This window comes from Lamprocystis purpurea DSM 4197 (genome assembly GCF_000379525.1).
GTDB lineage: Bacteria > Pseudomonadota > Gammaproteobacteria > Chromatiales > Chromatiaceae > Thiodictyon > Thiodictyon purpureum.
In genome coordinates, this window is sequence record NZ_KB902397.1 from 8,479 (window position 1) to 20,948 (window position 12,470).

A 12,470-nucleotide genomic window follows, 5' to 3' on the forward strand; every position below is an offset into this window, starting at 1 on the left:
GTTGGCGGTTCATCCCCGCGGGCGCGGGGAACACTGCTATAATTAACACATCAGAGAACACAACGCCGGTTCATCCCCGCGGGCGCGGGGAACACGGTCGTAGTCGGTGAGGAGCATTCGGCGGATGCGGTTCATCCCCGCGGGCGCGGGGAACACGCTGTCCTCGAACACCACGCGGTAGAGCCGAACGGTTCATCCCCGCGGGCGCGGGGAACACGATATTCTTGGATCACTGCGCGGTGTGGCGCGTGGTTCATCCCCGCGGGCGCGGGGAACACGATGCAGCACGACAGGCTCGGCATATCGAAGCCGGTTCATCCCCGCGGGCGCGGGGAACACACATTCACGCTGCGGAAGACCGCGCACTGTTCCGGTTCATCCCCGCGGGCGCGGGGAACACCGCCGATATCATCGGGCTTGAAGTGTCCGCAGCGGTTCATCCCCGCGGGCGCGGGGAACACACGACCCCAGCGTTCTCTCGGTTGGCAACTATGCGGTTCATCCCCGCGGGCGCGGGGAACACACTGCTCATACTTCGCGGATTTCGCTAGAGAATTTCGCCAAGAAAAAATCTACCGAATGTGTCCGCATTTCAAAGGGGTTCGTTTTCAGTTGTTAAAGAGCTTCTTGGGTTCATCCGGGGGCAGAAAGCTCACCAAACGCAGGCCGTCGAAATCAACTGGTATCCGCCGGTTCTTGCCGACGGTAAGGAAATCGTAACCCGATTCCGTGTTGGTGTTCCAGGCCATCACCGCATTGCCTTCCTCTACCCCTTCCGTAACCTGGTCCCAGATGAACTCCCGCAACCGCTTGGACGGGGTGCCGACATAGACACCCGCGCGGATCTCCAGCAGCCAGACCGCCAGGCGTCCGCGCAGCCGCGGCGGTACGTTCTCAGTGACGATGACCAACATCGCCCAATCGCTCGCCTTCAGGAATCGCCGGTCCGACGGATTCTTCGGGTTGCTCCGGGGGCTGCAGACCGCCGGCCGCCAGGACCTCTTCGATCATGGGGATGATTTTACCGAGCAGTTTGGTCTCACGGAAAATATCGCGGCAGGCCAGGCGCACCTCGCGCTCCGGTTGGGCGGGTTTCTTGGCCGCGATCTTAAAGGCGACCGGGACCACGGTGTCGAATTTGACGATATCCGCCATGTCGTAGACGAATGACTGGGGCTTGCCGGTGTGAATGAAACCAACCGCGGGGGCGTAGCCGGCGGCCAGGATGGCGGCCTCGCTGATCCCGTAAAGACAGGCGGTGGCAGCGGATAGGCACAGATTGGGCAGATCGCTGCTGTCCCAATCGGTGGCGTCATAGTGACGGCCCTTCCAGTCGACGCCAAAGCGCGTGGCCAGGTTGGCGTAGGTCTTTTTGACCCGCGCGCCCTCAATGCCGCGCAATTGCTCGACGCTGCGCCGCTCCGGTGGAGCCTCACCGAAGCGTAACTCATACATTTTGCGAACGACCTTGAGCCGGGCCTGATCATCCAGGGCCAACTTGGCCTGGTAGAGCAGCCGATCAGAGCGCGCCCCGCCGGGCTGGCCGGAGGCGTAGAGCCGCACCCCGGCCTCGCCGACCCATACCAGCAGGGTCCCGACGCGGGCGGCCAACGCGGCGGCGCGGTGCGAGACGCGGGTTCCGGGCTCCAGCATGATGCAGGCGATGCTGCCGATGGGGATGTGGGTGCGCACGCCCTCCTTATCGATGACGACAAAAGCACCATCCAGTACGTCGATCTCACCATACTGGATGAAGATCAGTGAGATGCGTTCCTTCATGGCGATGGGTTTGAGTGGGGGGAGCATGGGGTGTCCGTGTTACTCTTCAATGAGTCGCAACGCATCTTCAGCCCAAGCGGCGGACCAGTAACAGACCACAGCCGAACGCCTTGGCCGGGCCGACGCCATTCTCCAGCAGCGCGACCAGCAGGGCCGGTTCCTGTACGCGCAGGACGCCTTCAAAGCTGATGGTGACGAGCTTGCCGGCGCGGTTGCCGCGGCGAAAGAACAGCGGTTGGTGCGGCAGGAGCGCAACGCTTTCGATCACGGCGGCATCCGCCAACTTGCGGGCGAGCCAGGCGCGTTGATCGTCCTCCTGGAGCAGGGGGACGCGGCAGGTGTCGCGCTTCTTACCGGGCTTTTGTTCCGCCTGCGCGTCTTTGATGCTCTTGACCGGGTTGGCGGTGAGCAGAAAGGCCAGATGCTGCCCGGCGGACGGTTGCGGTGTGAACTCGCGGCTGCCGAGCAACCGAATCCCGCCGGTAAGACTGGGGCGCTGCCGGGACTGGACTAAGACCCGCGCCGGGGCGCCGGGGCGATTGTCTTCCACCCGAAACAGAAACCCCTGGCGAGGTTGTGCGTCCTCCTGACGGGACTCCCGCGGTTCGCCTGGAAACAGTTGCCAGATGTGGCGATGGTGTTGATAAGGGTCGCGGGCGGCGGGCCAGGGGATCTCGGCGCGGCTCAGGATCATGTGCCCTCTCCTGTTCCTTGGTCGACAATGCGGTAGACGCGGCGGGTCCCGAACTGACGGATTCGCCCATAACTCGGAACGTCCCGGATCGGCATATCATGATCGCCGTCGACCTTGCCCTCGCTGTAGATCACGCCACCAACCGGTGGGACCTGAGCGAGAGCAGCCAGCGCGTCCGTGGCCTCAATCGGCTCGGCATGCTCCAACAAGGGTCGGGCGATTGGGCAAGAGCGGCGTCCGAGCACCGGGGTAAAGCGGGGTCGGCGCAGTGCCTCGGCGATCCGCTCCAATCCGAAGCTGGCCTCGGCTCGGGTGCCAACGGCGACCGTGAAGGCGGCGTCGAACAGGTACTCCCGGCTGGAGACGACCGGGTTCTTATTCGCTGAACCGTCTACCTTACGGGCGTCGAGGACGGTGTGGAAATCCGCCAGCTTCAGTGCCGGCTTGGTTACTGGCGGATCACCGTCCGGCCGCGGGGCCGCGGCATCCGCCCTTACGGCGAAGGTGACGCTCTCGGCCAGAGCGGTCAGGCTCGCATGATCGCGGCGGTCCAGGCCCAGACAGGCACCGAGCAGACCCAGCAGACCGCTGCGGGTGGGGAACAGGTTGACCGGACGATAGTCCTCGAAGGTGTGGGTGCCCCACGCCTGCATGGGTCCGTCCAGCCGCAGGATCAGGAATGCGGCCATGGTCGCCCCCTCAGTCTTGCCCGTCGCGGGCGATCCATTGCTCAAGGTCCGCGAGCGACTCCAAGGCGGGGCGCTCGCCCAGTTGGATGCCGCCCTCCAGTGCGAAAGCGCGAGCCTGTTCGTTCAGGCTATAGGCCCGGTTGACTCGCGTCCAGTAGTCGGCTAACCGCTCGATCGAGGGCTGGAGGAATCCGCCGAGCTTCTTGTCATCCTTTATCGGCCGTTCGAACGCATTGGCGAGTGAGACGGGTTGGTCCGCCAGGCTGACGATGACAAAGTCAGCCAGGTTGTGGGCGGCGTAAGGCTGCTGCTTGGCGTTTGGCACCACGGTGGCGAACAGGTGCAGCGTATGGCGAGCAACGTCGAGCGCGCGGGCGCGGGACTCCGGTGTCTCCGGGGCGTCGATCGTCGGGATCAGGCCCAGGTTCAACTGGAGTTGGCGCAGGTTGAGGCTCGCATAGCGGTAGAAGACGCCCGCTGAGAATTGCTGGGTGTTGAGGTGGCCGGCGCCGGTCTCGCCCGCGTCCTGTGTCAGATCATCCACGGCGGTGAACCAGTCCACGTCCTGGGGCTCCACGGTGTGGGTGGTGATGGCGTGGGCAACGGCGAGGGCGCCGTCGACAGAGGTCATCAGCCCCGATGTGGCCATACGCCCGGCAAGGGCAATATCCAGCGCCGACCCGATCGCCGTTCTAACCAAAAAGACTTTTTCCTGAACCGCCTTGGCTCGTTTCTTCCAAAGAGCCTCTTCAATGACCTCAGCCTCGGCCTTCTTATTCTTCCCCTTCTGTTTGCCGGCCTTCTCTTTCGCCTTGGCGGTCTCGTCTGCCGTCAGAACCACGTCCCGGACAATGGCGCACAGGACGCGGATTTCTTCGAGTGCCCAAGGGGCAACAGCGAGTTTCTTGGTGCCGCCTTCCGCACCTGTTTCTCCATCGGATTCCGCGTCATCCGACTCGTCCTCTGCCGCGGTGTTCCTGACAAACATCTCCATCACCTGTGCGATCAGGTCAGGATCAAACTCGTCCTTCAACTCACTCACAAATTGGGGAATAAGTCCCTCCAGGTTGCGGGTCCGGACAGAAGGTTTTCCGAGCTGCGCCTTGTAGTAATCGCTTTTGCGTATCCAGTACTTGAGCGACTGACTGGAGATGCGTACGCGGGTCCGCCCGCCGAAGACGGCGGTCTTCTGCATGTTCATGTCGTCCCGGTTCAGGCAAGAAGGGCTATGGGAGATCAAGACATGGAGGTTCACGAAGTTCCTGGTGTTCATGCAGTGGCTCCTTTATCGAGCTTGTGAAGAGCGATGAAATAGACTTCAACGAGTTTGCGCTTAACATCCTGGCTCCAATCCCATGCGAAGGGGGCCACCTCCAACCAACCAAGCGCGGGCTGAAGCTGAATCACGAGACGCCGCAGGGCGATCAGGTCAGCGGGAGGCAAGGCACGGGCTATCTGGATGATTCGCGCCTCGGCAATCCCTTTCGCGCAGACGGCTCCAAGCTTCTTGCCGCCGCTGAGTTCCCTGCACCAAGGCAGGATAAAGGCCGCTCGGACCTGCTGCTCGGTCGGACTGGCACCGGGAAAGAGCCGGTAGAGTCCTGGTGTATCGCGAAGGTCTTCGGGTTCCGCGACGCGCCGAAGCGGCGCCTGAACTCCCGGCGGCATCCGCTTGAACCGCTCATACATGGTGAAGTACGGTGACTCGGTGGTCATTTGCCCTCCTTGAGTCGGTTGAGGTCGGCGTCGAGGCTGCGCCGCGCCCAGGCGATGATCGGGATCAACTCCGGTTTTGTCGCATAAGGCTCGGTAAGATCATTGAAAATCTTCAGGCAGGTAGCGGCCAAGTCGGCGGAGTACTCGGCAAGGCGCAATTTCCATTGGTCGAAGGTGGCATCGGCCGAGAAGGTATCGATAATGAGTCGTTCGGTGCGGGCGTAATACATGCGCTCGCCGGTCTCATGGATGGGGGTACCGATCCCCGGCAGTTTCTTTTCCTTGTGACCTTGGGCGGCGAAATAGAGCTTGCCGCGCAGGGCTTTCTTCGCTTTGAGACCGATATCAACCAAACACTCAAGGCACCCCTCCTGATCATCCCAACCCTGGCCCAACACGATCAACTCATGGCGGCGCTCCAGCACGGAGGCCTGTTTGTTGCGGTAACCGCCAACCAACAGGTGTAGGGGCTGAATGCTCAGGGCCGCCCTAGCTTGCACAATGACGGGCGCAGGCCGGCGACCTTCGCCACCCACCGGAGGTTTCTGCACCACCAGTTCGGTGAGCCGGGTCCAAGCTGGTGCCTCGGTGGTGAAAGAGGCGAACTTGCTCTCGCGTTGCCCCTTCTTGATAAGGATGCTCAGGGCGCCGTGGGGGTGGGGCCAAGTCCCCTCCAAGGTGAAATTAAACTTCTCCTTGCGAAAGCCGGTGTAACGCGCGCCGGCGTCGATCCCCAGTAAATCACAAGGGCCAGATTTCGGCGCCTGGACCAGCTCTACATGGGCGGGTTGCCAGAAGAGCCCGCGGGTGAGCCCGATCTGGGTGAGCGGGTAGATGGTCTGACCGGCTTTGATGGGATCGACCCAGGTCGGACGGTCCTGCGCGTGGTCATGGGTCCACCCGGGCAGAAAGTCGCTGATGCATTTCGCGGTCAGGCAATTGCGCCACACCTGTTCGCGCAGGTTCGCCCCGTCCACCAGGGTGGTGATAGGCGCGATACCCCGCAGACCACCCTTGAAGCCGCCGCCAAAGCTCGGGCAGTTGCTCGCCTGATGGAAGAGTGCGATAGCCGCAAGCGGGGCCGACAGTACGGCGACCTCCCCGGTCTGGTTGAAGAAGCAGTGATTGTTACCTTCGGGCAGACCGATCAAGAGCTTTTGGATCGGCGTGGCTTCCTTGCACGCGACCCCGCGAGTCTGCATGAAGGGTTGAGTCGGATGGTTCAGGTCGAACCAGTCCCGGCAGGGGGCGATGCCGGCCTCGAAGTCCGCCGCCGTCAGCGGTGTCTTCAGTCGTGCTCTCAGGGTCTTGTTGTCCTCCGGCAGGAACATGACCTGGGTCATGCAGACCAGGAGTTGGATGCAGGCGAGTTCCAGGTCGTCGCGCGGCAGGCTGACGCGCCAGGTCACGTCGGGCTCACACAGCAACTCCCGGTAGGTGACCAAGCGAAAGGGGCCGCTGCCGTCGTTGGCGCGGACGGGTATCCACCGAGATTCTGGGTCGAGTAGGTTCAACGAGGCCCTCCGTGCAGCCAAATCACCGACAGGGCGACCAAGAGCGAGAGAATCGCAACGCTCAATGGTCAAAATTTGCTAAACGCATCAGAGAGATCTCTCAGGGCAGCAAGCGATTCGACATGTGCACTGGTTTCTCAGGCGACAACAATTACGCACAAGCATAGCTGAGAATTTTATAAAAGCAAGAGGTAAGTCGGAGACGCTTTCGACATTCTGGATGCTAATATTCGGCTGTCCTTGTTCCCCTACCCTTGTGGGGATGGACCGAGGTAGGTCGGGTTCCGCTGCGAATCTGTTGATGTTCCCCGCGGCAGCGGGGATTACGGTCAGGCGGACCTCCTGGTTCACCTGACCGATCCACTAAGACCAGGCACTTTGGTCCTGCGGATCATGGTCGCCCAGGTGTTCGACCTCCATTCGTGCCACATCGGCCTTACGCCTGCCAACCTTCACTCGCCGCCGCTCTCAGCGGGCTTTCACAGCAGTACGAAACCCCGCTTAGACTTACGCTGCCACCAATTTCTCTAGTCCAAACTCGACCGAGTAGCCGAACCGGCCATCGGCCGCTACCCAGACTCCCGGTTCGATCGGCCCCAGCATCAGTTGGATGCCGTCGTCATCCTTGCCGCAGGCGCTGAAACGTTTCGCCCAACTGTGCGGAGCGGGTACGGTGTTCAGCAGCAGAGTCTCCGCGCGGGCGTGATCGTCCAAGGCGCTCAGGCGCTGTCCGTCCAGCAGGACACCGTCCGCCAGCAGGGGCAGGACGGTCAAGCTCATCTCGCCGTCGCGGGTCAGGCCAGTCACGCACTGATCGTCATCGCGAAACTGTTTGACGGTGATGGTCGTGAGTTCAACCGCGCGTCGCCTGGACTCCTCTTGCTGACTGCGCCAGGCGATGGTCTGTCCGGTAATCCATTCAGGCTCGTCGTCATCGTCCCAGAGGGACCGGGCGTAGACCTTCTCGATCCAGTCGCGGTAGGCGGCCGGGAACTCGATCCGTTCCCGCACGGCAAGGAGTCGCTCGGTCCGCCAGAGCCGCTGGGCGTCGCCATAGATCAGCGCATGGACGCCGTAATCGTCCTCCTCAGGACACAGGACGACACAGGCTGGGTCGTTGAAACCGTCAGGACGCTCGCGACCGGCGTGGCGGTGTAGACGCCCGAGACGCTGGAACAGCAGATCCGCCGGGCAGAGTTGGCTGATCATCCAGTCGAAGTCGAGATCAAGACTTTGTTCGATGACCTGGGTGGCGACCAGGATGCGCCCGCAGCGGCGGTCCGCCTTGCGCCCATAACGATCGATGACGTCGGTCTCGATCCGCTGGCGGTCCCGGAGCCGGAAACGGGCGTGGAACAGGTCCACCGGCCGATCGGATGCCTCGCGCAGGAGCCGGGTCAGGCGCTGGGCATCGTCCACCGTGTTCATGACGATGCCGACCAGGGCGCCGGCAGCAGCGGCATCAACAATCTGTTTGATGAGACCAGCATCAGGAAAGGCTTTGGGCAGTTTGGCGAGGCGGGCCGCGATGGGCCGCTCGGGCGGGCGCTGATCGGCGGGGACCGTCAGAACCTTTGCCGGCCCGCCGTGCGTGGTCCAGAGGGCGGGATAGGGCGCTTGTTCGGTACCTGCGCTCCCCCAGGCGGCAAGTAACCGATCGCGCTCGGCCGAGTTCAGCGTGGCGGATAGGAGAATGGCACTGCCGCCGGTGGCCTTCTGGCGTTTCAGGACCTCACCCAGCAGGCCATTCATGTAGGCATCATAGGCGTGGACCTCGTCGATGATGAGGACCGACCGATTGAGCCCGAACCCGCGCACAAAACTGTGCCGCACCGGGAGCACTGAGAGCAGGGTTTGATCCACGGTGCAGACGCCGACCTGGCCCAGAAAAACCCGTTTACGGCTGCTGGCGAGCCAGGCCGCGCATTGAACACTGGCCTCTTCTCCACCCTGGGCGGTCTCACGGCGGCCGATCTCGACCAGGCGCTGGTACTCGTGATTCAGTCGGCTGTTCCCGTGGGCCAAAACCACATTGGCATCGCCAAAGGCGCGCTCGGCAAATCGCTCGGCCCGGATCAACATGGCGTTCGCCGTCGCCTGGGTCGGCAGGGCGAAGACGATGGAGTCGGCAACCCCGGCTCCGAGCAAACGCCAGGCGTAGGCTAGGGCAGCCTCAGTCTTGCCGCTGCCGGTGGGGGCCTCACAGATGGTCAGACCAGCGGTGAGCGGCAGCGAATCGACCAGGACCTGAACACCGCGGGGCTGCTCGCCGGCTTGAAGCAGGCTCGGCAGACCATCGTAGGGGTGGCGCGGAGCCAGCAGCCCCAGGCGCTGCAGGATGGCATCGTCGGCAATCCGGCGGCAGCGTTTGGTGAAATAGATTTCCTCCGGATCGTCCGGCGCCCTGTAATCGAAGTAGTCGGTATTGGAGCCGATCCAGTCGCACAGACTACAGAAGCCGGCCAGCAGATTGCGGGCTGGAACCTCACATCCGGGAGGCGGGTCCGTCAGTGCGAGACCGGCAGGGGCCAGAAAGAGTGCGGCGGCCCGCTCGACCCAGGAATGCCGGGCATCCGCGTCTTGGTCTGGGATTGGTGGCCGTGCGTAGCCTCGCAAGGGTTGGTCACCGTCCAGTTCCCGCGGGATGTCGCCATGATGACCAGCGACCGCAGCGACCCAGGGGCACCACTGATCCCAGGCATCGAGTGCATCGTCTGGGGCGATGTTCGTCCAAGCCGCAAATTCCTTTTTCGCGAGGCGGAACCCCTCGTGGCCGTGAGTGTAAGCACGGCCGGAGCCGAACTGGAGGGCGTCCGCATCCAAACCTGGCCAAGCCAGCGCTGCTGCTTCGCGCGAGAAGAGTTGAAAGACGGCGTGGACCTTGCCAATGTCGTGGAGTGCCACGAAGAACAGCACCCAGGCGCGCAGTTGGTCAAGCGCATCCGCGTTGACTCCGAAAGCGCTCGCGAAGGCCCGCCGGATCGACGGGGACTCGTCCCATAACGCCGCGGCAACTGCCGCGACATCCAGCGAATGGTAAGCGAAGGGGTGCCACGTCGGCCCCCGTTCAATTTGCGTATCCGCCTTGCCCCAGTAACGCCAGTGTGACGCCCTTTCTCCCATCGCCCCATCCTCCCTTCAGTATCCACAGAGCATAACCTGGGAAGGGTTCAGACGATCACGCACCGAATGATCTGAAGGATGAACGGAGCATTTTCTCCGACAACCGGCAGCCTGAACTAACCGCTAGCCTTCCGTCGCAACACGATTTGAAGACGCTCCAACACCGGACCCACATGGGTATCCACCCCACTCAGACAGCAATTGCAGCGGATGCAGTCCAGGTCGGACTCGCCCTTGACTCCAAGGTCACAGTGCGCGAAGCGTCTCCGGGGGGCCAGCTTCAACCGGATGCGGCGCCGCCCGCTAAAGCGTCGGCCTCCGGTCGAGTCGCCCCGATCACCAGGGGTCGGGCCGATGCGGTAAGAAGCGCTTGCGAAATCGCTTTCCGATGAAAGTCACACGGCTTTTCCCAACCCTGAGGGAACGGCCTGCGGCCGTGATCGGGGCCGCCGTGAACGCCGACACCGCGAGATCCCGCGAGACCGCATCGCGGCCGCAGGCCGCTCCCACGGGGAAGGCGTGCCCAATCGGCAAAGCGAGGCGCTTTCAAGGCGCCCGTGGCTCGGTTAAGCTCGCCCGCCATGATGCTCACCAACCCACTCTCTGATCTGCTCGCGTCCACCGACTTCGCCTGGCGGCGTGCCGGAGTGTTGTGGCGGGAGGGCGATCCGGATGATAACCCGTGGGGGCTGCGCTTCATGGCCATGCTGCACATGGCTAACGACTCCGGCCTGTTCCGTACCCGCAACGAGCTCGCGTCGGCGGGCTGGAAGCTGGAGGGCAACCGCTTCTTGAAAGACGGACAGGTCATGCTGCCGCTCTTTGAGGCCAAAATGGTCCATCACTTCGACCACAGGTTCGGCGACTATGCCGATAGGCCAGCGGGTTCACTCGACACTCAGCTCCCGGACATTCCAGTCGAACGCCTCGCGGACCCGAACTATCGACCGCTGCCGCGGTACTGGGTCGAGCGGGCGGAGGTGGATGACCGCCTCGACGGTCGCTGGGAACTAGATCCTCGGCACCTTCGCGGTGCTGGAACGCACGGAGACCCGCACCCACGGCGAGTTCCGCACCCGCCGCCTGGTGCTGGAGTGCTACGACGCCCTGGCCCATGCCTCCGCCACCGGCCAGCCCTACGTCTCGCCCTTAGGCAATTTACGCTCGTGCCGGTGTGTCCACATTGGTTTACAGTTACTATAGTCAACACAGCTTACCTTAACGATGCGAACGATTTCCGATGGCAATCGTCTACTATTCGGAGATGGGGTGTTATGGATCTTGTTGAGTTCGTCGATGCCAGTTATGGCCCAGAAGTTGCTAAAAAACTTAAGCGCATAAGAACTGGTGGCGACAACAATCAGAAAGGCGGGCTTTACGAGGATTTTTTTGCGGTAGCCCGGATCTGTGCGATTGCAGCGCATGAAGAGCAGTTGGATCAGTTTGAGATTTCTTCACAAGAGCTGGCGTTTGTCGATGATCTCTGCATTCGAGATAACTCCCAAAAATTAAAGACGAACTATCAGGCCAAGAACTCTTTTGGTTCAGCGGCGGATTGGACAGATGAAATAGAAGAAAGATTCAGACTCCAGTCTCGAATCGATGAGGAATACTTCAAGTCGTCGCGCAGTTGTCAAATCTTATTGGTGTCATGTGAGGCTACGGCGCAAACCAATCAACGTAAGATACCGGCATGTTTAAGAGAGCACTGTCGCTCCGAGTTTTTTCCTTATAAAGAATCGAGCATTAGTCTTATTCTTGAGCATCGTGATCTGCGTCAAGATTTGGAGTCGGTGTGTCTGTCAAGGCAGCTTGATGCGGTCGATTCGGCTTTCAAGATAGTCTTGGGTATCTGGCGCGCTGATCAACACCCAAGGACGATTCAAGAGGTCTTCGCACAAGCCCGGAAGAACTCCAAGCCTGATCTATTCTTGGGGTTGACTAGGCAAGAGTTCGCTGTTCCTGAGTGGCTGGTCAAGAAATGCGCTGAATTTGATGGGATTGACATTCAGTTGCGTGGCGGTCGCTACATGGTAAGCCGAAATGGTTATGGCGTCAGTTTGCCGCCCAATGCTGTTCCCCACCAAGATGTGTTGGATAAGATCAGTACTTTAGAAGAGTTTTTCAGGTTCTTAATGTCACTGTCCATACCTGATCTCATCAACTAACTGCTTGTGGCAAGCCACGATGATGAAAAAGAGTAGCAGGAAATATAGCGATTTCGCCAACGCAGCGGCTATAGCGACGTTGGAAAAATTGATTGCGAGTGTAGGGTCTCCGACTGAGTATCAAGCTGCTATGAGAGAACTTGGCAAGCAGCTTGGCAACATCGTTGGCGCGGAGATTCCAAGTGATCGTAAGTGTTTGGTTGTGTCCACCGCTGAGGATGCAGATTACCTCGCAAATGGGGTTATGGAATCTGTACAACATGAGCATGAAACGCTAGCTGCGGTATTTTGGAACAATCACTACTCTGTCAATAATTCAAGCGTTGCCCCGATCGTCCATCAGTATATCCAGCCTGGCTTTGAGTCCGCCGATGAGGTCATAATCATTAAGTCCATCATATCGACGAGTTGTGTTGTCAGGACGAATATTCTCTTTCTCATAGAATCTATTAATGTAAGTCGAATCTATGTTGTTGCTCCTGTGATGTATTTTAATGCGCAAGAGTCGTTATGCTCAGAGTTTCCTCCGCACATCGCGAATAAGTTTCGTTTTGTTTTCTTTGCGGTTGACGAAGACCGAACTGCGAGTGGCAACGTCGTCCCCGGTATTGGTGGTCAGGTCTACCAACTCCTCGGGATGGACGATCAACCTGCAAGAACGGGATATTTACCTGATCTAGTCAAGAGATTGGCTGCTCTTTAAGCATTAGATGTCAAGTCCCTCAGCGCCATTTCCTCAGCAATTAGGATATCGGTTCGCGCCTCGATTCGAGCACGACGTTCTAGC

General features: G+C 60.7%; 10 protein-coding genes and 1 CRISPR repeat array. Of the genes, 2 read left to right on the forward strand and 8 right to left on the reverse strand.

The features are described 5' to 3' along the window. Window positions 1-5: 5 nt before the first annotated feature. A CRISPR array of direct repeats spans window positions 6-523; the repeat unit is 29 nt; unit sequence CGGTTCATCCCCGCGGGCGCGGGGAACAC. A gap of 85 nt (window positions 524-608) precedes the next feature. From cas2e to cas3, 8 genes are all read right to left on the reverse strand, one after another. Beyond that, entirely contained in the window at window positions 609-914 is a 306-nt protein-coding gene (cas2e, locus tag A39O_RS0105275) for a type I-E CRISPR-associated endoribonuclease Cas2e (protein ID WP_020503650.1), read from the reverse strand. Further along, entirely contained in the window at window positions 895-1,806 is a 912-nt protein-coding gene (gene cas1e, locus A39O_RS0105280) for a type I-E CRISPR-associated endonuclease Cas1e (protein WP_020503651.1), read from the reverse strand. The genes cas2e and cas1e overlap by 20 nt, the downstream gene beginning before the upstream one ends. Before the next feature lie 40 nt (window positions 1,807-1,846). Beyond that, on the reverse strand, window positions 1,847-2,473 hold the full coding sequence (gene cas6e, locus A39O_RS0105285) for a type I-E CRISPR-associated protein Cas6/Cse3/CasE (protein ID WP_020503652.1): 627 nt from the start codon (window positions 2,471-2,473) through the stop codon (window positions 1,847-1,849). Continuing rightward, window positions 2,470-3,162, reverse strand: a complete 693-nt coding sequence (gene cas5e, locus A39O_RS0105290; protein ID WP_020503653.1) for a type I-E CRISPR-associated protein Cas5/CasD — start codon at window positions 3,160-3,162, stop codon at window positions 2,470-2,472. Before cas5e ends, cas6e begins: the two co-directional genes overlap by 4 nt. 10 nt (window positions 3,163-3,172) lie before the next feature. Then, entirely contained in the window at window positions 3,173-4,435 is a 1,263-nt protein-coding gene (gene cas7e, locus A39O_RS0105295) for a type I-E CRISPR-associated protein Cas7/Cse4/CasC (protein ID WP_020503654.1), read from the reverse strand. Next, window positions 4,432-4,878: a hypothetical protein gene (locus A39O_RS0105300; protein WP_020503655.1), complete on the reverse strand. Its 447-nt coding sequence runs from the start codon at window positions 4,876-4,878 to the stop codon at window positions 4,432-4,434. The genes cas7e and A39O_RS0105300 overlap by 4 nt, the downstream gene beginning before the upstream one ends. Further along, window positions 4,875-6,392 (reverse strand): type I-E CRISPR-associated protein Cse1/CasA, encoded by a 1,518-nt coding sequence (gene casA, locus A39O_RS0105305; RefSeq protein ID WP_020503656.1) that lies wholly within the window; start codon window positions 6,390-6,392, stop codon window positions 4,875-4,877. Before casA ends, A39O_RS0105300 begins: the two co-directional genes overlap by 4 nt. A 507-nt stretch (window positions 6,393-6,899) precedes the next feature. After that, complete coding sequence (cas3, locus tag A39O_RS0105310; RefSeq protein ID WP_020503657.1) at window positions 6,900-9,515, reverse strand: CRISPR-associated helicase/endonuclease Cas3; 2,616 nt, start codon at window positions 9,513-9,515, stop codon at window positions 6,900-6,902. 581 nt (window positions 9,516-10,096) lie between these two features. Here cas3 and A39O_RS0105315 point away from each other — a divergent pair. Together A39O_RS0105315 and A39O_RS0105320 are read left to right on the forward strand one after the other, a co-directional pair. After that, window positions 10,097-11,683, forward strand: a complete 1,587-nt coding sequence (locus A39O_RS0105315) for a hypothetical protein (RefSeq protein ID WP_020503658.1) — start codon at window positions 10,097-10,099, stop codon at window positions 11,681-11,683. Between the two features lie 22 nt (window positions 11,684-11,705). After that, the gene (locus tag A39O_RS0105320; RefSeq protein WP_040527215.1) at window positions 11,706-12,386 is read left to right on the forward strand and encodes a hypothetical protein; all 681 of its coding nucleotides are present in this window, start codon (window positions 11,706-11,708) and stop codon (window positions 12,384-12,386) included. The last annotated feature ends 84 nt before the right edge of the window (window positions 12,387-12,470 follow it).